Annotated in this window: 21 protein-coding genes; 15 read left to right on the top strand and 6 right to left on the bottom strand. The window is 31.1% G+C overall.

Annotated features, from left to right (window positions below; translation table 11 throughout):
* Window position 1: 1 nt before the first annotated feature.
* The 10 genes from thiC to GQS57_RS13075 all read left to right on the top strand — a co-directional run bounded on the left by thiC (window position 2) and on the right by GQS57_RS13075 (window position 10,511).
* Window positions 2-1,861, top strand: coding sequence for a phosphomethylpyrimidine synthase ThiC (gene thiC, locus GQS57_RS13120; RefSeq protein WP_165733313.1), 1,860 nt, complete (start codon window positions 2-4; stop codon window positions 1,859-1,861).
* Window positions 1,862-2,023: 162 nt separating this feature from the next.
* Entirely contained in the window at window positions 2,024-2,557 is a 534-nt protein-coding gene (locus tag GQS57_RS13115; protein ID WP_165733312.1) for a thiamine phosphate synthase, read from the top strand.
* Between the two features lie 222 nt (window positions 2,558-2,779).
* A complete protein-coding gene (locus GQS57_RS13110; protein WP_165733311.1) occupies window positions 2,780-3,544 on the top strand; it encodes a hydroxymethylpyrimidine/phosphomethylpyrimidine kinase in 765 nt (254 codons plus the stop codon).
* A complete protein-coding gene (thiE, locus tag GQS57_RS13105; protein WP_165733310.1) occupies window positions 3,541-4,146 on the top strand; it encodes a thiamine phosphate synthase in 606 nt (201 codons plus the stop codon). Before GQS57_RS13110 ends, thiE begins: the two co-directional genes overlap by 4 nt.
* A gap of 105 nt (window positions 4,147-4,251) precedes the next feature.
* Entirely contained in the window at window positions 4,252-5,022 is a 771-nt protein-coding gene (locus GQS57_RS13100; RefSeq protein WP_165733309.1) for a thiazole synthase, read from the top strand.
* Window positions 5,023-5,025: 3 nt separating this feature from the next.
* Window positions 5,026-6,135: a 2-iminoacetate synthase ThiH gene (gene thiH, locus GQS57_RS13095; RefSeq protein ID WP_165733308.1), complete on the top strand. Its 1,110-nt coding sequence runs from the start codon at window positions 5,026-5,028 to the stop codon at window positions 6,133-6,135.
* A gap of 62 nt (window positions 6,136-6,197) precedes the next feature.
* Complete coding sequence (gene moeB, locus GQS57_RS13090; RefSeq protein ID WP_165733508.1) at window positions 6,198-7,250, top strand: molybdopterin-synthase adenylyltransferase MoeB; 1,053 nt, start codon at window positions 6,198-6,200, stop codon at window positions 7,248-7,250.
* 112 nt (window positions 7,251-7,362) lie between these two features.
* Window positions 7,363-9,135, top strand: a complete 1,773-nt coding sequence (typA, locus tag GQS57_RS13085; protein ID WP_165733307.1) for a translational GTPase TypA — start codon at window positions 7,363-7,365, stop codon at window positions 9,133-9,135.
* Between the two features lie 183 nt (window positions 9,136-9,318).
* The gene (locus GQS57_RS13080; RefSeq protein ID WP_165733306.1) at window positions 9,319-10,095 is read left to right on the top strand and encodes a zinc-dependent peptidase; all 777 of its coding nucleotides are present in this window, start codon (window positions 9,319-9,321) and stop codon (window positions 10,093-10,095) included.
* Between the two features lie 38 nt (window positions 10,096-10,133).
* Window positions 10,134-10,511 (top strand): hypothetical protein, encoded by a 378-nt coding sequence (locus GQS57_RS13075; protein ID WP_165733305.1) that lies wholly within the window; start codon window positions 10,134-10,136, stop codon window positions 10,509-10,511.
* Window positions 10,512-10,585: 74 nt separating this feature from the next.
* Here the strand turns inward: GQS57_RS13075 and GQS57_RS13070 are convergent, their stop codons facing one another.
* Window positions 10,586-11,104: a thioredoxin family protein gene (locus tag GQS57_RS13070; protein ID WP_165733304.1), complete on the bottom strand. Its 519-nt coding sequence runs from the start codon at window positions 11,102-11,104 to the stop codon at window positions 10,586-10,588.
* Between the two features lie 331 nt (window positions 11,105-11,435).
* On the opposite strand from GQS57_RS13070, the gene GQS57_RS13065 reads away from it, so the two are divergent.
* Complete coding sequence (locus GQS57_RS13065; RefSeq protein ID WP_165733303.1) at window positions 11,436-12,245, top strand: SHOCT domain-containing protein; 810 nt, start codon at window positions 11,436-11,438, stop codon at window positions 12,243-12,245.
* Window positions 12,246-12,717: 472 nt separating this feature from the next.
* On the opposite strand, the gene GQS57_RS13060 is transcribed toward GQS57_RS13065, so the two are convergent.
* The 5 genes from GQS57_RS13060 to GQS57_RS13040 all read right to left on the bottom strand — a co-directional run bounded on the left by GQS57_RS13060 (window position 12,718) and on the right by GQS57_RS13040 (window position 20,578).
* A complete protein-coding gene (locus tag GQS57_RS13060; RefSeq protein ID WP_165733302.1) occupies window positions 12,718-16,371 on the bottom strand; it encodes an AAA family ATPase in 3,654 nt (1,217 codons plus the stop codon).
* Between the two features lie 12 nt (window positions 16,372-16,383).
* A complete protein-coding gene (locus GQS57_RS13055; protein WP_165733301.1) occupies window positions 16,384-17,586 on the bottom strand; it encodes an exonuclease SbcCD subunit D C-terminal domain-containing protein in 1,203 nt (400 codons plus the stop codon).
* 251 nt (window positions 17,587-17,837) lie between these two features.
* Complete coding sequence (locus GQS57_RS13050) at window positions 17,838-18,896, bottom strand: YHYH protein (RefSeq protein WP_165733300.1); 1,059 nt, start codon at window positions 18,894-18,896, stop codon at window positions 17,838-17,840.
* Between the two features lie 58 nt (window positions 18,897-18,954).
* Complete coding sequence (locus GQS57_RS13045; RefSeq protein WP_165733299.1) at window positions 18,955-19,572, bottom strand: hypothetical protein; 618 nt, start codon at window positions 19,570-19,572, stop codon at window positions 18,955-18,957.
* 4 nt (window positions 19,573-19,576) lie between these two features.
* Window positions 19,577-20,578 (bottom strand): YHYH protein, encoded by a 1,002-nt coding sequence (locus tag GQS57_RS13040; RefSeq protein WP_165733298.1) that lies wholly within the window; start codon window positions 20,576-20,578, stop codon window positions 19,577-19,579.
* A gap of 335 nt (window positions 20,579-20,913) precedes the next feature.
* Between GQS57_RS13040 and GQS57_RS13035 the strand changes: the two genes are divergently transcribed.
* From GQS57_RS13035 to GQS57_RS13020, 4 genes are all read left to right on the top strand, one after another.
* On the top strand, window positions 20,914-22,797 hold the full coding sequence (locus tag GQS57_RS13035) for a sensor histidine kinase (RefSeq protein ID WP_165733297.1): 1,884 nt from the start codon (window positions 20,914-20,916) through the stop codon (window positions 22,795-22,797).
* The gene (locus tag GQS57_RS13030) at window positions 22,794-23,441 is read left to right on the top strand and encodes a response regulator transcription factor (RefSeq protein ID WP_165733296.1); all 648 of its coding nucleotides are present in this window, start codon (window positions 22,794-22,796) and stop codon (window positions 23,439-23,441) included. The genes GQS57_RS13035 and GQS57_RS13030 overlap by 4 nt, the downstream gene beginning before the upstream one ends.
* 126 nt (window positions 23,442-23,567) lie before the next feature.
* A complete protein-coding gene (locus GQS57_RS13025) occupies window positions 23,568-24,092 on the top strand; it encodes a hypothetical protein (protein ID WP_165733295.1) in 525 nt (174 codons plus the stop codon).
* A gap of 80 nt (window positions 24,093-24,172) precedes the next feature.
* Complete coding sequence (locus GQS57_RS13020) at window positions 24,173-25,075, top strand: tail fiber protein (RefSeq protein WP_165733294.1); 903 nt, start codon at window positions 24,173-24,175, stop codon at window positions 25,073-25,075.
* Window positions 25,076-25,081 lie beyond the last annotated feature (6 nt).

The following is a 25,081-nucleotide window of genomic DNA, read 5'->3' as shown; positions in this document are numbered from 1 at the left end:
TATGAAGAGCAAAGACACCGCACCAAAACAAGACGGAATTACAAGACATCCGTTTCCTAATTCTACAAAAGTATACGTAGCAGGTAAAATCCATCCACAGATAAAAGTTGCTATGCGAGAGATTGCATTGAGTGATACGACAGATTCTATGACGAAAAAGAAAACGCCAAACGAACCTGTAACTGTCTATGATACTTCTGGGCCATATACAGATCCAAACAAAGAAATTAATATTCATGCTGGGATAGATAGAATTCGTGAACAATGGGTTTTAGATAGAAGGAACGTAGAGCAATTAGACAGTTTTTCTTCGGATTATTGCAACGAGCGTTTAAACGATAAAAGTTTAGACCATATGCGTTTTGCCTTGTTAAAAAAGCCTTTAAGAGCAAAAAAAGGACAAAACGTAACCCAATTGCATTACGCAAAACAAGGTATGATTACGCCAGAAATGGAATACATCGCAATTCGAGAAAACCAACGAATCGATGAAATGACAGAGATTAGAAAGCAGCACAAAGGCGAGCACTTTGGCGCTTCTATTCCAGATAAAATTACACCAGAATTTGTACGTAGCGAAGTAGCAAGAGGACGTGCTGTAATTCCATCAAATATCAATCATCCAGAAGCAGAACCTATGATTTTAGGGAGGAACTTCTTAGTAAAAATTAACGCAAACATTGGTAATTCTGCTGTAACATCTTCGATAGAAGAAGAGGTAGAAAAAGCAGTTTGGGCGTGTCGCTGGGGAGCAGATAATATTATGGATTTATCTACCGGAGAAAATATTCACGAAACCAGAGAATGGATTGTTCGTAATTCTCCTGTGCCAATTGGTACGGTGCCAATTTACCAAGCTTTAGAAAAAGTAAACGGAGTTGCAGAAGATTTAACGTGGGAGATTTTTAAAGATACTTTAATAGAACAAGCAGAGCAAGGTGTAGATTATTTTACCATTCACGCAGGTGTTTTGTTACGTTATGTGCCAATGACTGCAAAACGTGTTACTGGTATTGTGTCTCGTGGTGGTTCAATTATGGCAAAATGGTGTTTAGCGCATCATAAAGAGAGCTTTTTGTACACACATTTCGAAGATATTTGTGAGATTTTAAAACAATACGATGTTGCTTTTTCTTTAGGAGACGGTTTACGTCCGGGTTCTGTGGCAGATGCCAATGACGAAGCTCAGTTTGCTGAGTTAGAAACTTTGGGCGAATTAACTCAGATTGCTCGTAAGCACGAAGTTCAGTGTTTTATAGAAGGACCAGGTCACGTGCCAATGCACATGATTAAAGAAAATATGGAGAAGCAAATTGATGTTTGCGACGAGGCTCCTTTTTATACTTTAGGGCCTTTAACTACAGATATTGCACCAGGTTACGATCATATTACATCCGGAATTGGAGCCGCTATGATTGGTTGGTTTGGTTGCGCCATGTTATGTTACGTAACGCCAAAAGAGCACTTAGGTTTGCCTAATAAAGAAGACGTTCGTGTTGGTGTAGTAACTTATAAATTGGCTGCCCATGCTGCCGATTTAGCAAAAGGGCATCCAGGTTCTCAGCACCGAGATAATGCGTTGAGTATGGCGCGTTTTGAGTTCCGTTGGAATGATCAATTTAATTTAGGATTAGATCCTGAGCGTGCACTAGAATATCATGATGAAACCTTGCCTGCCGATGGTGCAAAGGTTGCTCATTTCTGTTCTATGTGCGGACCGAAATTTTGTTCTATGAAAATTTCTCAGGAAGTGAGAGACTTTGCAGCCGAAAACGACATTGTAAATAACGAGGTAATTGCAAAAGGTTTCGAAGAAAAATCGAAAGAATTTAAAGAAAAAGGGTCGGAAGTGTATTTGTAAAATAATTGGGAAGTTCCCACGCTAAAAAAAGCGTTGGCGGGCTTTCCGTTATATCTTTTGCTAGTTCTCGATACAAATTTATTCCGTTACACTGCATAAATTCACTCGAACTGACAGCAAAAGGATGCCACTGCAATCCCTAACTCAAAAAAACATAGTATTATGATAATTCTTATAGCACCAGAAAAAGATATTCCAAACGAAATAGAAATCCTAAATCAATTATTTGAAGAAGGTTTAATGTTTTATCATTTTAGAAAACCAGATAAAAATTACGAAGAACACGTTGCTTATTTAAACCAGATAGATAAAGAGTTTCACAATAGAATTGTAGTGCATTATCATCATGAATTGATAAACGAGTTCAATTTAAAAGGAATCCATTTTCAGGAACAAAAAAGAATAGATCATATCGATGATCCAAGTGAATATTTTAAAAATCTAAACTTATATGGTAAAACAATTAGTTCTTCTTTTCATGAACCGAAAGTTTTAAAAGATTGTTATTTCGAATTCGATTATCATTTATTGAGTCCTGTTTTTTCTTCTATTTCTAAAGAAGGATATGAAGGCAAAGGTTTTGATGTAAATCATATCAATAAAACCATTATTGGAATGGGCGGAATTAATACAGAAACCATAGCGCAAACTATAGAATTAGGTTTTAAAGGAATTGGTGTTTTAGGTGGCGTTTGAAATGCCGAAAACCCGGTTGAGAGTTTTATCAATATAAAACGTGCTTATCAAGTATGTACAGCAAACTAATGATTTCTGTTTGTCTGTTCGAAGGTAGTCAAGAATTATAAAGAAAACTCCTGTCAGTTCGAGTGTTTTTATGAAGTGGTAACGGAATAAAAATGTATCGAGAACATGTTTGCAATAAACGAAATTATTTAAGAACTAAAGCGAAATAAAAATTTGAATCAAAAAAACTACATACTAACAATAGCAGGTTTAGATCCGTCGAGTGGAGCGGGAATTACATCAGATATGAAGACATTTGAAGCACATAATCTATACGGATTATCTGTGTGTACTGCTGTTACGGTTCAGAATGATATTGAATTTACAGATTGTGTTTGGATCAAGAAAAAAGTAATATTAAGTCAAGTACAACAACTATTTAAACGCTTTTCAATTCCTGTTGTAAAAATCGGAATCATTAAATCTTGGAAAACGTTGTTAGAAGTTATTCTGACTTTGAAAAAGTTAAATCCGAATATAAAAATAGTGTTGGATCCTATTTTAAAAGCAAGTGCGGGTTTTAAATTCCACAGCATACAAGATTTAGAGACTTTTGAAAAAGTATTAGAAAATTGTGATTTTATCACGCCAAATTATGATGAAATAAAAGCATTATTTCCAGATAAAAGTATAGAACAAACCATTGAGTTTATCGCAGAAAGAACAAATATCTACTTAAAAGGCGGACATAGAACGGATAAAAAAGGTTGGGACGAAGTGTATTACAGTAAAATTGTAAAACTGAATATTCCGCCAATCACCACAAAACCCATTTATGAAAAACACGGAAGTGGTTGTGTTTTATCATCCGCTTTAGCGGCAAATTTAGTAAAAGAGATTCCTTTAGAAGACGCTTGTAGAAATACAAAATTGTATACAGAACAGTTTTTAATTTCTAATGAATCTTTATTAGGAACGCATAATTATCAAAACGAATGATAAGTAAATTACAATATATATCACAAGGAAAAACGCCAGAACAACATTTAGAAAACATACAAAAAGCATGTGTAGCAGGAGCAGAATGGGTGCAATTACGTTTAAAAAATTTTGATGCTGAAATTATTTTAGAAACCGCTAATAAAGCAAGAGAAATAACAAATAGTTTTAAAGCTAAACTTATTATAAACGATCACTACAAAATTGCGAAATCTGTAAAAGCAGACGGAGTACATTTAGGAAAGAATGATGAATGTCCGTTAGTGGTTCGTGCGTATTTAGGAGTTTCTTTTATAATTGGAGGAACTGCAAATACAGCTGAAGATTGTAACAGTTTACTTGACAAAAAAGTAGATTATATTGGTTTGGGACCTTACCAGTTTACAGAAACAAAAAAGAATTTAAGTCCGGTTTTAGGTGTTTTAGGCTACAGAAAAATATTAGAAGAACTACAAACCGAAACTCTAATTATTGCAATAGGCGGAATTACATTAAAAGATGTTCCTGAAATAATAAACACAGGAATTTACGGAATCGCAGTTTCTGGAGAAATAACAAAAGAAGTTAGCAGTATTGCTGAATTTCAAGAAATTTTAAATTGAGAAAGAGAGATATCAACTAGAGCAAGGTTTATAGGTTAGGAATTTTATAAAATGAACTGGGTTTAAACTTTGCTCGACGTGATGTCAAATCAAAAAAAACATAAAATGAGTCAAAAATTAAAAATAGCAGACAAAGAATTTACCTCTCGTTTATTTACAGGAACAGGGAAGTTTAGTTCATCTCACTTAATGAAAGAAGCTTTATTGGCCTCCGAAAGTGAGTTGATAACAGTGGCTTTAAAAAGAGTAGATGTTGCGAATGAGGAAGATGATATTTTATCGCATTTGAATCATAATCATATTAATTTATTGCCAAATACTTCTGGAGTAAGAACAGCCAAAGAAGCTGTTTTTGCGGCCGAATTATCTAGAGAAGCTTTAGAAACCAATTGGGTAAAATTAGAAATTCATCCAGATCCAAGATATTTATTACCAGACCCAATAGAAACTTTAAAAGCGGCAGAAGAATTAGTGAAATTAGGTTTTGTAGTGATGCCATATATTCATGCAGACCCAGTTTTGTGTAAGCGTTTAGAAGAGGTTGGCGTGCAATGTGTAATGCCATTAGGAGCACCAATAGGAAGTAACAAAGGTTTAAAAACGGTAGATTTTTTGGAAATTATTATTGAGCAATCTAACGTGCCGGTAATTGTAGATGCGGGTATTGGAGCGCCGTCTCACGCAGCGTATGCGATGGAATTAGGCGCAGATGCTGTTTTGGTAAATACAGCGATTGCAGTTTCTCAAACCCCAGTTGCGATGGCAAAAGCATTTAAAATGGCAGTGGAAGCAGGTAGAATGGCATACGAAGCAAAGTTAGCTCCGAGAAGCGAAATGGCCATTGCAAGTAGTCCGTTAACGAGTTTTTTAAGTTAGAATATGAGTCATTTTAAAGAACTTTTCGATACTTATAATTGGGATTTTAGCCTAAAAAGTATTTTCGATAAAACAGCTGTTGAGGTAGAACAAGCGTTGGTAAAAGATAAGCTAGATTTAGAAGATTTTAAAGCCTTAATTTCTCCTGCTGCAAAACCATTTTTAGAAGAAATGGCGCATAAAAGTCAGTTATTGACTAAGAAGCGTTTTGGAAATACGATGCAAATGTACGTGCCCATGTATTTGAGTAACGAATGTCAGAATATTTGTACTTATTGTGGATTTAGCATGACGAATAAAATACCAAGACGGACGTTAACCGATGCAGAAATTTTAAAGGAAGTCGCTTTTTTAAAAGCCAAAGGCTACGATCATATTTTGTTGGTAACAGGAGAAGCAAATAAAACGGTAGGGGTAGCATATATTAAGAATGCCATTCAATTAATCCGTTCTCAGTTTTCGAATATTACGATTGAAGTGCAGCCTTTAGATCAAGATGAATATGAATTATTGGTAGAAAACGGATTGTATGCGGTGTTGGTGTATCAAGAAACATATCATAGAGACGAGTACAAGAAACATCATCCGAAGGGGAAAAAATCTAATTTCGATTATCGATTAGATACGCCAGATCGATTAGGAAAAGCAGGAATTCATAAAATTGGTTTGGGTGCTTTATTCGGATTAGAAGATTGGCGTGCTGATAGTTTTTTTACCGCTTTGCATTTAAAATATTTACAGAAAACGTATTGGAAGACAAAATACTCGATCTCTTTTCCAAGATTACGCCCACATTCTGGCGGATTAGAGCCAAAAGTAGAAATGACAGATTCGGACTTGGTACAACTTATTTGTGCATTTCGTTTGTTTGACGAAGACATAGAATTATCAATGTCTACCAGAGAAAGTGAAATTTTTAGAAATCATATTGTCAATTTAGGAATTACTTCTATTAGTGCAGAATCTAAAACAAATCCTGGAGGGTATTCGGTAGCACCACAATCTTTAGAACAGTTTGAAATTTCTGATGAAAGAAGTACTGCTGAGGTGGTACAAATGCTAAAAAATCAAGATTTAGAAGTGGTTTGGAAAGATTGGGAACATTTTAAGTAATCATTTATCAGTGATCAATTATCAATTAATCAATTATGAAATTAATGCTTTAAATTAGATTTATCATGCTAACATCAGAAGAAAAAAAACAATACAACCGTCATTTAATTTTAGATAAAATAGGAGAAGAAGGGCAGTTAAAATTGAAACAAGCCAAAGTTTTGGTTATTGGAGCTGGCGGATTAGGTTGCCCTGTTTTACAATATTTAACCGCTGCAGGAGTTGGAACGATTGGTGTTATTGATGACGATGTGGTAGATCAAAGTAATTTGCAACGTCAGATTTTATATACAATGGATGATATTGGTTTGTCTAAATCTAAAACTGCAGCAGAACGATTGACAAGGTTAAATCCGTTTGTGAATTTTGATGTTTATAATGAAAAATTAACCCAAGAAAATGCCCTTTCATTATTCAATAATTATGATATTATTGTAGATGGAAGCGATAATTTTTCGACGCGTTATTTAGTGAATGATGCGTCTGTAATTACGAACAAACCTTTGGTTTACGGATCTATATTTAAGTTTGAAGGTCAGGTGAGTGTTTTTAACTATCAAGGAAGCGGAACGTATCGATGTTTGTATCCAACGCCACCAAAACCAGATGAATCTCCAAATTGTTCAGAAATTGGCGTTTTAGGTGTGTTACCCGGAATTATAGGAAGTTTACAAGCCAATGAAACGATTAAAATTATTTGTGGAATAGGAGCGGTGCTTTTCAATAAATTATTGATTTATGATTCTTTACAAATGAATCAAACAATCTTAAATTTTGAAAAAGACACTACTTTAGAAATTACTGTTTTAGAAAATGATTATGATTTTTTCTGTGGAATTCTATCCAAAGAAGAAATTACTTTAGAAGAACTCAATAAAAATAAAGAGAAATATAATTTATTAGATGTTCGAGAAAATTATGAGAGAGAAGAATATCATATTGGCGGACAACATATTCCTTTGGGTGACCTGAAAAACCGTTTAGATGAGGTGTGTATACATAAAGAATTAGTAGTGTATTGTAAGTCTGGAGTAAGAAGTGGAAAAGCAATTGAGGTTTTGCTAAAATCGAATTTAAAGACTAAAATTTTAAACTTAAAAGGAGGTTGTATTTAATTATTTTTTATCCTGAGATACCTTTTTAAGGATAAGATAGTTAAAGTTTTTTATATAGAATACAATTTTTAATCAAAAAAGATTACTTTTGCAGCAAAATTAGAATAAATAAATGCAGCCAATTAGAAATATCGCTATTATAGCCCATGTCGATCACGGTAAGACAACGTTAGTAGATAAAATTATAGATCAAGCTAAAATCTTAGATGATCGTAAAGAACGTACAGATTTATTGTTAGATAATAATGATTTAGAACGTGAAAGAGGAATTACTATTCTTTCTAAAAACGTATCTGTTCAATATAAAAACACAAAAATTAACGTAATTGATACTCCTGGTCACGCCGATTTTGGTGGAGAAGTAGAGCGTGTATTAAAAATGGCTGATGGTGTTTTATTATTAGTTGATGCATTTGAAGGGCCAATGCCACAAACTCGTTTTGTATTAGGAAAAGCCTTAGCATTAGGATTAACTCCTATTGTAGTTGTAAATAAAGTTGATAAAGAAAACTGTACTCCTGACATCGTTCATGAAAAAGTTTTTGATTTAATGTTTGCTTTAGAAGCTACAGAAGAGCAATTAGACTTTACTACAATTTATGGTTCTGCAAAGAACAACTGGATGTCTACAGATTGGCAAAACCAAACTACTGATATCGTTCCTTTATTAGATGCTGTTTTAGAATCTATCCCAGCAACTAAATACAATGAAGGTACAGCACAAATGCAAATTACTTCTTTAGATTTTTCTAAATTTACAGGAAGAATTGCTATTGGACGTGTTTTTAGAGGAGACTTAGAAGTAGGTAAAGAATACAGTTTATGTAAAGCTGATGGTACTACTAAAAAAGTAAGAATTAAAGAATTACACGTATTCGAAGGAATGGGTAAAGTTCAAGTAGAAAAAGTACCTTGTGGAGATATTTGTGCTATTACTGGTATTGATGGATTTGAAATTGGTGATACAATTGCAGATTTAGAAAACCCAGAAGCATTACCTAGAACAGAAATTGACCAACCTACAATGAGTATGTTGTTTACAATTAACAACTCTCCTTTCTTTGGTAAAGAAGGTAAATTTGTAACATCTCGTCACATTAGAGATCGTCTGTTTAAAGAATTAGAAAAAAACTTAGCATTAAAAGTTGAAACTACTGATAGTGAAGATAAGTTTAACGTTTTTGGACGTGGAGTTTTACACTTATCTGTTTTAATTGAAACAATGCGTAGAGAAGGATATGAATTACAAGTGGGAAGACCACAAGTGATTATTAAAATGATTGATGGTAAGAAACATGAGCCAATGGAAACATTGTCTATTGATGTACCAGAAGACATGGCTTCTAAAGCAATTAACTTAGTATCTCTTAGAAAAGGAGATATGTTAGTTATGGAACCAAAAGGAGATTTACAACACTTAGAGTTTTCTATTCCTTCTAGAGGATTAATTGGTTTAAGAAACAAAATTTTAACTGCAACTGGTGGTACTGCTATCATTAACCACAGATTTAGTGAATATGGTCCTTATAAAGGAGACTTTACTGAAGAAGTAAAAGGAGCAATTGTTTCTTCTGCTGCTGGTAAAGCAACTGCATATGCATTAAACCGTTTACAAGATAGAGGAGTTTTCTTTATTGATGTAAACCAAGAAATCTATGTTGGTCAAGTAATTGGAGAGAACAGTAAGTCTGATGAAATGGCTGTTAACTTAATTAAAGGTAAGCAATTAACAAACATGCGTAAATCTGGTACAGATGAAGCTATGAAAATTGCACCTAAAGTAGATTTTTCTTTAGAGGAAAACATGGAATACATTAAAGCAGATGAGTACTTAGAAGTAACTCCAGAAAGCTTACGTATGCGTAAAATTGTTTTTAAAGGATAATATTTTTTTTCATTCTGATATAGAATGGATCTTTATAAATTTAAAAAGCTCAAGTTTTAAACTTGAGCTTTTTTTTTATGGAATTTAGTTGCTTTTAAATTAAAATCAGAAAAATAAAGTAGCAAAAAAATAAGTACTAAATCTTTTAATTTTTCGTAGTTTTCCATACTTTAAAAAAATAAAATGTTATATATAATTGCCATTGCGATACTTCTTATCGTTTTTATTGTAAGCATAAAGTCTAAGCGAAAAAAGAGTACAGTTTCTTTAGAAGAACTTGTTGTTCCAGAGCATTGGCATCCATTATTATTAAAACATATTCTATTTTATGAAAAATTAAATGTTGGTGAACAAGAAGTGTTTCGTACTAAAATGGCTTCCTTTTTAAAGGAAACTAATATTGAAGCCATTCATTTTGAGTTAGAAGAATTAGATACTTTGTTGATTACTGCGAGTGCTGTAATTCCTGTTTTTAGATTTCCAAATTGGAAGTATACCAACTTATCTACCGTATTAATTTATCCAGATTATTTTGATGATGATTTGCAATTTGATTCTCAAATAGAAGGAAGAACTATTGGTGGTTTGGTTGGCACGGGAAGATTCGAGAAGCAAATGATTTTATCTAGAAAAGCGTTACACCTTGGTTTTAGCAACAAAACCGATAAAGGCAATACAGCTATTCATGAATTTATTCATCTTTTAGACAAGGCAGATGGAGTGGTAGATGGTATTCCGTCAGTTTTGTTAAACAAGCAGTACATTATACCTTGGTTACAACTAATGCATAAAGAGATGGAGGCGATTAATAATAATGACTCTGATATTAGAAGTTATGGAGGAACGTCTGAAATTGAATTTTTAGCCGTTGCTGGAGAATATTTTTTTGAAAGACCAAAGTTGTTTCAGAGAAAACACCCCGAATTATATAACATGTTAGCGCTATGTTTTAGCAAGTAATTATACAATTAATAATTTCTTATTTATACTTTTGTAGCATGAGCGATTTTAAAGTTTTTTTTGAAACATTACAAGAAAGTTTAACAAAAGATGAGTTTGTAAAACTGACCTTAAGTAAACCCATGCGAAAAAGTGAAGGTTTATTAAATGTCTATGCACGTTTATTTAAAGTGGATGGTAAAGATATTTTTGAAATGAAATATCGTTTTGCAGAAGAGAATGAATTTAAACAATTTTCTTTTGAAACACTTACTGTAGAATTAGAAAAATTACTTTTAGAAACTTTTAGAACAGCTTGTTTATTTACATTAAGTGAAGATTTAATAGTGCTTGTTTCTAAAAAGAAACTTGTTTCTTACAGAGATAATGCACCAAGTTTTAAAAATAAATTACCAGAAATCCCAATGCAATCATAAAAAAGATATTTTACTAAAAAAGCTCAAGATTTATGTCTAGAGCTTTTTTTAGTATCGTTTTTTAAAAGATGCTTTTATTTAATAAATTGATTTTTTATATTTTTCACATCCTTTTCTGAAACCTTTTTTGCCGTTTTTTTTATTTTACTTATAAATTGGTTTACTTCTTCCTTACTTGCTGGTCCTCCTAGATTGTCTCCATTAGCATCAAAAGAATCTGCAAGTACGTTTAAATTTGAATCTAAGATTAACCAAAACGGTAAGCCTGCTTCATCTCCTTTATATTTTTTTAATAATTCTCTAGAACCCGGATTTTCTAATTTTTCTTTTCCTTTAGATTCATTTACTACAACAGGTACAATTACATAATTATCTTCAAAAAATGCTTTTGTGCTTTCAGCTTTCATGTCTTTTGTCATTTTACGGCACCACCCACACCAAGAAGCTTCAAATTTTATAAAAATAGCTTTATTTTCTTTTTTGGCCTTTGTTTGTGCATTTTCTAACAAATTAGTAGTTGTTTCTTGTGCTGAAATTGTTGAGGTAAAAGAAATTGTTCCGAGGATTAATAGTACTAAAACTTTATTTTTCATAAACTATTTTTAAATTATTATCAAAAGTAAAAAAATAATATTTTGTGATGTAGTAAGAAATCATAAACTTTAAATTAGAAGATGTATATTTTGTATGTAGTTTTATCGAAAACATACTTTATTTTCTAAGAACGTAAGATTTTACCATACATTTTAGTTAAATTCACGAGTATAAAGTTAGAACTCTAACGTGTTTAAAATTAAATAAATAGAATTTTAAAATTAGTAAAAATTATATTTTAAAAAGCATTATTGCTATTACTATAGTTTACCTTTGTCGAAAAATTGTTAGACAAATTTGTGTAACAGAATTAAGAAATATATCTAAGTTATGAATGCAACATTCACAGAAGCTAGTTTTCAAAATATAGTAAACGTAGCTAATAAATACGGAGTAAGTACAAATACTGTTACTGATTTAACATTTTGTTTGATGAATAGCAATGGTACAATGGCACAGTTTAATATCGCTGAGTTAGGTGGTGGAGGACAGTGGATGCAAGGTGGTATGACTATGGTTGGTGATATGTTTAATAATAACCTTAAATATTTGGTAGACGGACTTTGTGTAGATTTATCTAACTTAATTCACCAAGGAGCAATACAGTACAAACCGTTGCCAAAAGTTAAGAATCCACAAGGAGGTTATTCTAGTGATTGGTGGGGAGATTTAGGTTTTCCTAATTCTACAGGAAGCCAAAATAATACAAGTTATGCTATTTTTAATAACATACATCGTTTGGCAATTCAAGAAAATGGTAACGTAACTATTTTTGATATGTTAGATCATAATATTGGTGGAGTAGGACAGCAACAAAGTGGTAATTATTCGGTTTCTTTTACAAGTCAGTATGGGAATGTAGATTTAAATACTTTACCTATTATTTCTGGAGGAAATAAGCAAGCACCAGCGCCTATTCAAAATAATGAAATACAAAATAATGTTATAGAAACGCCAGTTGCACCTATTATAGAAGCTCCAATGCAGCCTGTTAACAATAATAACTACAACAATAATAATAGTGCTTTTGAAGAAGATATTTTTGGTAAAATTGAAAAATTAGCAGGTTTAAAAGACAAAGGAATTCTTTCTGTTGAAGAATTTGAGAATAAGAAAGTAGATTTATTAAATAGATTGTAATAAGTTCAATCTGCGATTACAGAAAATGAATTAATCTTATAAAAAAAGCTCAAGTATTCAACTTGAGCTTTTTTTTATAGATATTTTGTCATTCCGAGTGAGTTTACGACGAGGAATCTTTTTTTACCTAAATAATATCAACCTTACTACCCTTTACGGTATCGCTCGTTTTAACGATTGATCATTTAGGAATCAAATTGGTTGGGTACTCGTTAAAAACGAGCACTAGCGCATGAGTGTTAAACCTTGTCATACTGAACTTGTTTCAGTATCTCAACTTATTGATGTTGAATTTTCATAAGAATCTGAAATAAATTCAGATTGACAAAAAACTTCCTTTTTAGACAGCCTTTCTTTGTTTTTATTTGTTTGTTATCGCTCACTTTTAACTAGTGATTATCTTCCGCTATAAATTTGTCATTCCGAGTGAGTTTACGACGAGGAATCTTATCATATAAATGAATCTGTTTTTCTAAATAATATTAACTTTACTAACACCATTGCTTTTCTTTGTAATCTGAATTTGAGTCGGAATACGTTCTTTTAAATTTTCTACGTGCGAGATAATTCCGATCATTTTACCTTGAGATTGCAGCGTTTCTAAGGTAGAAATAACAGTTTCTAAAGTATTGCTATCTAAAGTTCCGAATCCTTCATCAATAAAAAGGGAATCTATTTTTACATTTTTACTTGCTAAATCAGACAATCCTAAAGCCAAAGCCAAACTAATAATAAACTTTTCTCCACCACTAGAAGTATCTACTAATCTCGCTTGATCTGTTTGATAATGGTCTATCAAATTAAAATTAAGCTCTTCTTTGGGTTTGTAAGAATCTTCCATTTTTAAAGAATAACGCTTGTTTAATTGATATAAATGCACATTGGCAAGATCTAACAAATGTTTTAGCGTTAAACGCTGCACATAGACATTAAATGCATCTTTAGAGTTTCCGATAATTTTAAAAAGTTCTTTCCAAACTTTACAAATTTTATCTTGAGCGTCTATTTTTTTATAGGTTTCTTGGTTTCTATCTTTTATTTCTTTGTCTTTTCTAAAAGCTTCTACAATTTTACCTTTAGCTGTTAGCAACGCATCTTTTTTAGTCTTTAAATCGGCTAAAATTTGTTTGCTTTCAGATTCGGAAGTTTCAAAATTTTTAGCTTCATACAATTGTTTTAAATCTTTAGCATGATCTTCTTTTAAGGTTTTTATTTTAAGCTGATTCTCTTTAATGCGTTCTCTGTTATCTTTGTATTTATGAGCTATTTCTTCGTTTAATAATGCTGTTTCAATGTTTTCTTTTGATGTAAAATCACTGCCTTTTAATTTAGCATTGAGGGTTGTTGTAAAGTCAGATTTTTTAATTGACAAGCCTTTTAAATCTGTTGTATTATTTACCTGTAAAGTTTCTTGTTTTGTTTTTGTATTACCTAAATTTTGCAATGATTCACTACTTAGCTTCGCTTTTTCCACAAAAATATTTTTTGCTTTTTGTAGTTGATTTCTTTTATTTTCTACCGAAGTCTCAATTGGTAAAATTGCAATTCTTTGGGTTGTTAATTTCTGCTGTTTTGAAGTTGAATCTTTAATTGTTTCAGTAAAAATCACTCTGTTTTTAGTATGATTTTCTAACAGCACTTTAAGGTTTTCTATTTTTGTATTTAGAACCTTACTTTCAGATTTTAATTCGTCTAAACTTCTTTCTGCTTTATTAAAAAGAGCAATATTTTCATCTATTTCTTTTAAAAATAGATTGATTTCCGAAAGAATAGGAAGTTGATATTTATATTTAGAGAGTTTTATTGTTAAGCTATTCTCTAAGTTTCTGCTAATTGTATTTAATTCTAGAATCGATTTTTCTTCTTGAAGAATTACTTCTTTTGCATTTTTATTTTTTTCTTCTAAGGTAGCAATTGTTGTTTTTAATTGATTGATTGCTTCATTTTGTTTTTGAATCTCTTTAGAGAATTGGTCTTTATCTACCTGTAATTGTTGAGCGTTTTTTAAACTAACGTTTATTTCAGCTAACTTATTTTTAAGGGAAAGTAATTCAGATTCAATTTTATCAAAATCAGTTAATTCACAAACAATTGATAACTCATTTACCTTCGATTTTATTGAAGATAATTCGGTTGATTTCCCTTTAATTTGATCTTGAAAATTTTCTATACGAGTTTGTATTGCTGTTTTTTTAGTATCAAAAAGCGATTTTTCTTCGTTTAATTTTTTTAAATCGTCTTTTCTTTTGGTCAATTCTATTTCAGATTCCGATACATTTATTGTTGGTAAATGTGCTGTATACGGATGTTCTTTAGAACCACATAAACTACAAGGTTCTCCTTTTATCAAACGATTTCTATCCTCTTTATATTTGACAACACTTCGTTCTAAATCTAAAATTTTAGTCGCATCATTAACTAATTTTTCCTGATTGTCAAGCACTTTTTGTAAAGCGACTATTTTATCAGTAATTTCTTTTAAATCGGTAATGTATTTTTTCTCATCTCTTTCTAAATCAGTTTTATCTTTTGTAATTTTTTGATGTTGTTCTGCAAAAACTTTAAACTGTTTCCAGTTATTTTCAGACTGATTGTATGTTTCTTTTAACGCTAATAAATCACTTAATGAATTCTTCTCTAAGTCTTTGTTTAGAGATGTGATTTTTTCTTCAATAACTTTTATAGCAGCTGATTTCTCTTTAAGAATACCTTTGTTTTGTTTTAAACTTTCAGTTGTTTTTTTAATTTCTATTTTCTTGTTATCAACTAATAAAGCACTTTTTACAATCGTTTCTTTATGTGTTTTTAAAGTTGATAAATCGGTTCTCCAATCTGTTATTTCTAAGGCAACTGATCTTAAAAATTCATTTTGTTTTATAAAGCTTTCTTTTACTTTAATTTGATTTGTAGTCTCATTAAAACTGTTGACTAATTTACTCTTGTCTTCGGTAGCCTTTTTGATTTCTAACTCAAGTTTAACTAAGTTTTCAGAAGCTTTTTCTTTTACGGTTAATTCGTTTTTTAAAGCAGCGTCTAAATTTGTAATGGTATCAAACTTTGGCAACCATTCCGCAAAATCTTTTTCTGAGACTTCTACATTTTTAGTGTCTGCTTTGGTTTGTTTTTCTAAAAGAAGTATTTGAGGTTTTAATTCTGTTAGTGTTTTTTCAATTTCTTTAAGTTGATTTTCTTTTAAAACAGTTTCTTTTGCTGTTCTATTCAAATCTGTTATTAACTCTTTAAAAGGCAATGCTTTTTCATGTAAAGCCAATTGATCTAATGCTACTTTGTGTTTCTCTACAAAAGATTGAACACTTTTAGATTTCTCTTCATGCTCTTCACCTTCTTTTGTTAATTTCACAAAACTAACATACCAATCCACCATTTTTTGAGAAGATTTTATAGCTGTTTCTGTAAGTTTAATATCAGCATCTAGTGTTTTATCTTCAGCAATTAAATTTGCTTTAGCCTCTTCATTTAAAATGTCATCTGCATTAATTTTGGCTTCAATTTCTCTTAGTTTTTTTTCTTCCTCAGATTTTCTGTCTAAAATTCCTTGTCCAATTTTTTTATAAATCTGTTCACCCGTAATTTGTTCTAATAGTTTTCCTTTTTCAGGACCTTTTGCTGTTAAAAAAGAAGCGAACTCACCTTGCGCCAACATTACAGATCGTAAAAACTGATTGTAATCTAATTGAGTAACTCTTATTACTTCATCAATTACATTTCTTTTTTGTTCTGCTAATGAAACACCTGTATTAAGGTTTTTTAACCGAACCTCTTCTAGAGGGTTTTTAAGTGCTTTACCATTAGAGGAAGTCAAACGAATTCCCCAAAATGCCTCATAAACGGTGGTGTCGTTTTTAAAAGTGATTCTACTAAAAGCATCATGTGCACCATGACTTACAACATCTAACAAAGTACCTTTTGATCCGCTAAATCGGGGAACGTTGTGATACAAAGCAATAGTGATGGCATCTAAAATAGTGGTTTTTCCTGCCCCTGTAGAACCAGTAATTGCATACAAACCAACATCTCTAAATTGTTCGTTTTCAAAATCGATAACAATAGGAGTGTCCGATTTTAAGGAATTTATATTTTGTAATTCTATCTTTAAAATTTTCATAGAGAAGCTGCCTTATTGTTTTTTAACGGATTGTAATATTTCATTAAAAGCATCCCAAACTTCGGGTCTTTTTTCTAAATCATAGTCCATTTCTTCACATTTTAATTTAAAAACTTCTGTGGGCAATAATTCTTTAATGGATTTTGTATTCTCTAACAACTCTTCAATTCCTTTAACTTTCCGTTGATTTTTCAACCCTATTTTTAAGATTTCAAAAGGATATTGTGCTGCTTCAGACTTTAAATCGTCTGTATTTACCGTATGATCTTCCTTTAAAGCAATTTCTACCCAAGGCGTTAATTCATAAGAATTAGAAGTCAAACTAGAAAATTTAGAAATACACTCTTGCAAACTACCTGTAAGCTTGTAAAATTCTCTAAATTTCGGAATTATATCATCTTTAATGTCAGCAATTTTATTATTTTCTATAGATAAAATAATGACTTTTTTATCGTAATTAATTTCACTAAAACTTAAAATATTAGGAGAACCAGAATAACGAACTTTGTCGTTTCCGCCAATTATTTGAGGTCTGTGTAAATGCCCTAAAGCCACATAATCAAAATAGGTAGGAAAATCTTCGGCACCAATATGTCCTAAAGTTCCTACATAAATATTTTGTTCACTATCAGAAATTGTTCCGCCAGTGGCAAACAAATGTCCCATGGCAATAACAGGTACATTATTGGTGTTTATGAGTTTACATTGTTCTGCTGCAGATACATAATGGTTTATTAAAGCAGTTTTGTATTTATCGGTTAATTCATCAAAAGTTTCACCAGCAACAGCACGTCTAATATCACCATCACGTAAATAAGGAACCGCAGCAATAATTACTTTTTCGTTGTTTATTTCAATTTCAAAAACTTCATCTTTAATATCTTCTGTTGCTTTACCCACTACTTTTATAGACAAAGCACCTAAGATATGTTTTGGCGCATTTAAAGTTCCTGGAGAATCATGATTTCCGCCAGTAATAATTATCGATTTACAAGTAGTTCCGTTTAGTTTTACTAAGAAACTATAGTACATTTCTAAACTCTGATTAGAAGGAGAACCGGTATCAAAAACATCACCAGAAATTAAAAGTACATCAATTTTTTGATCAATAATATAAGCTTCAATCCAACTTAAAAATAGTGATTGTTCTTCAAATTGAGATTGTTCATGCAATCGATGTCCCAAATGCCAATCGGCAGTGTGCAGTACTTTCATTTCTTTTTCCTTTTTTTTGAATGTCGATAATATAAGTTTTAAATCCGATTTTTACGAGGAAATTAATCATTGATATCATCTATAAAAACATAGAGCTAAAATACTTTTTTTGACTTAAAAAAAGAGGAAATCGAAACACCTTTTTGTTATAATTTGTAAAGAAAACCTGTAAAATAGGAGGGAACCTTGTATAAAATAATAAAGCTCAAGTGATTCACTTGAGCTTTATATTATGATTTTAAAATATTTTTTTATTGCGCGTATTCTCCTCGCAAACCATTGATAAAATTATTATTACCTGCTTTATCTACATGATAATGATATCCTCTAACATCATCATAATGACCTCTAGATGCATCTAAATCTTTAGCTTCATTTCCGTCTGCATCGGTATTTTCATAAATTCCATATCCATCAAAAGCATAACCAATCATTGCAGCATGATTATCTGATTGTGTAATTTTTTTAGAAACACCTGTTGCAGCATGGTAATGATATCCGGCCGCTAAATTAATATGTCCGCCAGCATCATCAAACGGAGCTAAAGTATACGCACTTAAAATATTATCAGTTGGCGCTGGAGCATCAAAAATAACACCGTTAAAAGCCAATCCTCTGCTAGATGGCATTGTAGAACTATTTTCAGGTCTTCCTTCTGGTATTGGAGGTCTTTCGCCTCCTTCGGGTCTTTTACCTCCTGGAGGAGGACCACCTGGACCTCTTTCTCCTCTTGAAAAGGCATAAGGAGTTGCTGCCTTTTTAGGAGTAACAGGAATGTAATAGGTGTGAGTTACATCTGACACATAAGAGGGTAAGCATTCTACACAATAGTTTTTATATTCTTCTCCAACATTAGGATTTGCAGCTTCTTCACATTCTTCTTTTGTAGATGTTTTTGTTATTTCTCCTGTTTCGCTATTGTAAAGCATCCAAGTATCATCTTTATAAAAAGTGGCTAAGTTTTTTACAAATTCGCCATCTACATCATATACTTTTCCATCTTGCATCCAAATTCCACCAGCGCTTGCATCATCAGAAATATTAGTAGGACACCAAGGTCCCATTGTGTGATCTGTAGGCGTGCTTGTTGCCACAATTTTATAGCAATCTGCCGTAGAACCGTCAGACAAAGTTCTGCTTACAATGGTAATGGGGTCTGCCAATCCTCCTGATAAAAAATAATCACTATTAACAGCTACCGTTACTTTGTCTTGAGTAATTGTTTTTTTACTGTCACTATTACTTTTACAAGCAGAAAGTCCGACAAGAAATAGACTTAGTGTTAAGAGTTTTAAATTATATTTTTTCATAATATTTTTAGTCTTAATATTTATAATGAGATTTCTTATGGCAAGAGTTATTATATTTTTAGTTTAGATTTTTTCTTTTTTTAAGAACAAAAAACACTGCTAAAATTACTAATAAAAATGTAAAATAACCTACATATTTAAAATTAGAATTCGTTTTTTTCGCTATTATATTTTCCCAATTCCCGTCTTTAATAGCAATGTTTATTTGATATTTATTATCAATACCTAAAGAGAATTTTTGTGTTGGAAATTGATCTAATAAAAAGATAACTATAGATTGACTGTGATAAATATCTTTAAATAAGGTGTTTTTTAATTGAATGGTATTTATGTTTTCTGGAAGCCCAATAATTTCTGTAACTAATTTTGTCTCATGTCCTAAAAATACCTTCGGGTTTTTAAATTGTATGGTATCTTTATTATTGATAATCATAGAAAAACGACTGTTGAAATGTTCGATAACTAAGTTTCTAAATTCTTCAGGAGATTTATAAAAACCTTCGCCATTTACAAAATTGACTTCCTGCTGAAAGGCCGTTAAGGAACTATTTACTTGCAATATAACTTGTCCGTTATCAGTTCTAGAAATTACGATATTAGATAAATCTGGTTGATGTGCAAATAGAGTATTGCTCATCAACAGAAATATCATTAAAATAGAAAAGTTTTTAATCATTTTTTTATAATGCATATTCACCTCTTAATCCATTGATAAAATTATTGTTTCCTGCTTTGTCTACATGATAATGATAGCCTCTAACAGCATCATAATGACCTCTAGAGTCATCTAAATCTGTAGCTTCATTGCCGTCTTCATCCGTATTTTCAAAGATACCATATCCATCTAAAGCATAGCCTATCATTGCTGCATGATTATCTGTTTGAGTTATTTTTTTTGAAAGTCCGGTTGCGGCATGATAATGATACCCTGCAGCTAAATTAATATGTCCGCCAGCATCATCAAAAGGAGCTAAAGTATAAGCACTTAAAATATTATCTGTTGGTGCCGGAGCATCAAAAACAACACCATTAAATGCCAGTCCTCTATTAGAAGGTACGGTACTTATAGCTGTTCCGGGGCCGCCTGGACCTCCACCAAGTCCGGTTGAAAATACATAAGGAGTTGCAGCGATTTTGGGAGTAACAGGAATGTAATAGGTGTGTGCTAAATCTTCTACATAAGAAGGCAAACATTCTACACAGTAGTTTTCATATTCTTCACCTACATTAGGATTTGCAGCTTCATCACATTCTGTTTCTGTAGTCGTTTTTGTAATTTCTCCGGTTGTAGCATTGTATAACATCCAAGTGTCATCATTATAAAAAGTAGCTAAATTTTTAACAAAAGCTCCGTCTACATCATACACTTCTCCGTTTTCAAGCCAAATTCCACCTGCAGTAGCATCATCATAAATATTACTCGGACACCAGGGCCCCATTTCATGATCTGTAGGTGTACCCGTAACTACAATTTTATAACAATCTGCTGTAGAACCATCAGATAATGTTCTGCTTTCAATGGTTATAGGTGTTGCTAATCCTGCTGCAATAAAATTACTGCTTTCTACAGATATGGTTACTGCGTCGCTAGTTGTTAAATCGGATGTTGTATCTTCACTACAAGCGTTTAAAATAATAAAAATTGAGCTTAAAGCAACTGCTTTTAATTGGTTGAATTTCATAAATAATATAGATTGATAATTCCTTTTTTAATTAAAAGGACTATCTATTAAGATGCTTTCTATTTATAAAACTTGTGATGAATTTTTTGTTTTTTATTAAAAATAAATTATTACTCAATTTTATTTATTTTAATAGTTTTTGATTAATAAGCTGCTTTCTAGTAATTTAAAAATATATTTGTTACATATCTAAAACCTATATGAAATATTTATATCTGTTGATTCTATTTTTTTTTAGTTCGCTACTAACTGCTCAAGATTCAAAACGTTTAAATAGAATTGAGAAATTAAAAGCGGAGATAGCGTTGAGTGAAAACGGCAAGAAACTACAGTATATGGATAGTTTAGTGAGAACTGTTAACTATACCCCCAGTTTAAAGTTCGATTCCATTGTAAAAGCAACAATTGCATTTGCGCTACAGATAGATTCTGTAGGTATTGCTGCAAATAGAACCGCAGATCTAATTTACTATAACAATACTATTGTTAACAAACCAGAAGAAGGGTTAGCTATATTTATTCAGTTTTTAGATAAAAATTTACAAGTAAAGAATAGCTATTCTTTAGCGAGGTTGTATTTAAATGGTGCGGACAGTTATTTTTTTAATAAACAACAAAACAAAGCTATTGAAATCTATGAAATAGCTGAAAAATATGCCATAAAAGCGAAAGAAGATAGGCTTTTAGGTTTTGTGAATTTATATATTGGGGAAACTCGCGAATCTTTAGGAATGTTTGTAGAAGCTTCTCAAAACTATAATACTGCTTATAATTACTTCGTGAAAGTTAAAGATACTTTTAATATTATAAGCTCTAAAAATTCATTATCTAGATTGTATAGTAAAAATGGTTTTTATAAAGAAGCTAAAAGTGTTCGAGATGATGCAATATTACTTTTAGAAATTACTAAAAATTATGAACAATTAGCAAATTCTTATTATAATGCTTCAGTAGTTTACAGTGAGTTGGGAAACCAAAATAAAAGAATTGATAATTTATTGAAAGCATTAGAGTTTAATAATAAATCTACTATGGATCTTTCAGGACCAGCTATTTTAAGCACACTGGCTATTGCGTATGCTAAAAATAACAATACTCAATTATCTAAAAAATATTTAAAAGAAGCTGAAAAGGATTCTGAAGCAATAACAAAAGGAAAAAATGAAGAACTCTATAAAGAAGCTTTAATGACTATTGCTTTGGTAGATAAAGATTTTAAAAAAGCAATAATACTAGGTAACGATTTATTGAGTATGAAAATTAAACGAAAAGATCCTTCAGAGATTGTACGTTTAGAAAAATTAGTTGCTGAAATTTATGAAAAGTTAGGAGACTCTAAAAACTCTTTAATTCATTTAAAAAATCATCTTTCACTTAATGATTCTATAAAAAGTAGCCAAAAAGTTAAAAACCTAATATATTATCAAACACTTTACGAAACTGATAAAAGAGATTTTAAAATTATAGAACAAGGAGAAAATATAGAGGTATTAAATGCTAAAAATAAAGTTAAAAATCAATGGATAATTTTTACATCAATAGGCTTAATAGGGGTATTTGCTTTTATTTTGTTAATACGATCAAGAAATACAGCTTCTAAAAGACAAAAATTACAGCAAAAATTTTCACAAGATTTAATACAAATTAAAGAAGATGAGAGTATACGATTGGCAAGAGAATTACATGATAGTGTTGGTCAAAAAATGATGCTGTTAAGCAAAAAAATAAAATTACATAATTTAGATGAAATAAGCATTTTAGCCAATAGTACTTTGGAAGAATTAAGAAGTATTTCTAAAAATTTACATCCTTCAATAATAGAGCAGCTAGGAATAACTTCAGCAATTACCACTTTAATTAATGAAGTAGATAAGCATACCAATTTGTTTTTTACCAATGATATTAATGGTATTGATGGCACTTTAGATAAAGAGTCTAATCTACATGTTTATAGAATTTTACAAGAAACATTAAATAATATTGTAAAACACGCAGAAGCTACAACGGTTTTTGTAACGATTGAAAAGAATGCTAACACCATAAAAATGGTAGTAAAAGATAATGGAAAAGGTTTTGAGCCTTTAAAAGCAAAAGTAGAAAGCAAGAGTTTAGGAATGAAAACAATTTTAGAACGTTCTATAATAATAAACTCTAAATTATCGATTGATTCTAACTTAGGTAAAGGCACCACTGTAAAATTAGTAATACCAATCAAATGATCACTAAAAGTAAAATAACAATAGTTGTTGCAGATGACCATCCGATGTTATTAAAAGGCCTTTTTGAAGAGCTTACAAACAATGGTTATAATGTAGTTGGTAAAGCAGAAAATGGTTTAAAAGCTTTAGAGTTAATTTTAAAATTAAAACCAAATTTAGCAATCTTAGATGTAGATATGCCTTTCTTATCCGGTTTTGAAGTTGTAGAAATGGCAAAAGGAAAGAAAGTTGAAACAGAATTTATTATTCAAACCTTTCATAAAGAAGTTAGCTATATAGCGCAAGCAAAAAGACTTCAAATTAAAGGTTATTTATTAAAGGAAGATTCATTTTTAGCAATAGAAAAATGTATAAAAGCAGTAATTAATAAGGGAGAATTTTTTAGCGATTCCCTACAAAATACTTTCGAAAACGAGTCTAATGGACTTCAAAATTTACAATTTTTATCACCTTCAGAAATTGTTATTTTAAAACATATTTCAAAGCAGGTTTCAACAAATACTATTGCAGAAATATTATGTGTTTCTGTAAGAACAATAGAAAAACATAGAAGTAATATCATTTCAAAATTAGATTTAGAGCATAAGGCTAACTCGTTAACCAATTGGGCTTTTAGAAATAAAATTTGTATAGTAAATTTGTAACTTGTTTTAGCCATTTTTTAGCATAAAACAGGTTTTTATTAACAAGTTACCACTACGTAGCGCTACGTAATAAACACGTAAAAACCCCTATTTTTTAAAATAACCTAACTGTATACCTTGCACCTTATGCAGGGAAAGCACTCACATACCTTATTTATAGCTCATAGTAATAAGAACTATGTACTTGGCTTGTCAATTGAATTAACTAAGAATGGGTATTTAATTGAAAGTCAGGCCGTTTCTGGTATAGAGGCATTGGAGTATGTAATACAGTACCAACCAAAAGTTGCTGTTATTGAAGCAGAACTACCACTACTTTCTGCTTACGATATTATAAAAACAGCAAAAAGTAAAGAAATTAAAACTCAGTTTATTGTTGTACTTAAAGCAGGTGAGTTGCCTATGTTACGTCCGCTTCAATATGTAAAAGTGAATGAAGTTTATTATTGCAATATGAGTTTTAAAATATCAAATAAAGTATTGTCTGGGTTGTATAAGCCTAAAAATTGGTTTTGGAGATGCATTGAATTAAAATTTCAGAAAAGCAATACTAAAACCATAAAAACTGTAGAAACATTTTTAAAATATGACTGTACTAAGCTGTTAAGTTTAACCAATACTCAATACGTTGCAGTTATTAAAGATGATTAGAATACAGCACTAAAAATAATAAACAAGAATATCAATACAATTGCTATAAACCTAAAACTACTAACCTAAAACTACTAACCATGAAATCTAAATTACTTTTACTAACTATTTTAATGTTACTTTCTACTATTGCAACATATTCTCAAACTACAGCATCTGCTTCTGGTATTGCTGTACAAGGTATAGCAAGAAATGGAAGTAATACTGCACTTATAAATAAACAAATTAAATTCACTTTTACTATCTACTACAAATCTGGTGGAGATCAAGAGGTGCATTCCGAAGATGCTACAATAACTACAGATGCTTTTGGCGTATTTTCACATGTTATTGATATACCAGCTGCTGCATTTTCAAAATTTTCAAATAAAATTCTTTGGTTGAAAATTAAAGATGAAGTTAATGAAATTTCAAATGAAGTGTTTAAACATGTTCCGTATGCCATTGCTGCAAATAATGGTGCACCTACAGGTTCTATAATGCCGTACATAGGTACAGATGCTCCGGAAGGTTGGGCAATTTGTGACGGTAGAGTTTTAACAAGCATAGCTGGTTCTGAGGAGTTGTCTAATTTATTACCTACTAGTAGGTTACCAGATTTAAGAGGAATGTTTTTAAGAGGTACTGGAACAAATGATAATACTAATTACTCCAACAATGTTGGACCAGCTTTAAATTCAATACAAGGAGATGGTATTAAAAGTCATTTACATGAAGTTGACTTAATAGCCTCTGGTGCTGGAGCACATAATCATGATATTATTAGAGGACCATTAGATAATATATCTGGTGTAACCACTAGTTTCCATACTCTTACTGATACTGGTGGGACTAATGAAGCCTGGGGTTCAATTAACGGGGGAGAAAATGCTACTAGTACAGAACCTAATCATACTCACCCTGTAAAAGGAAATACTAAACTAGGTGGAATTGTTGAAACACGCCCAGTAAACTATGGAATAAATTATATTATTAAACTTTAGATCTAT

The sequence above is a fragment of the Polaribacter sp. 20A6 genome (assembly GCF_011378915.1).
Taxonomy (GTDB): domain Bacteria; phylum Bacteroidota; class Bacteroidia; order Flavobacteriales; family Flavobacteriaceae; genus Polaribacter; species Polaribacter sejongensis.
The sequence above is the reverse complement of the archived record's forward strand: the minus strand, read 5'-3'. Positions and strand labels throughout refer to the sequence as shown.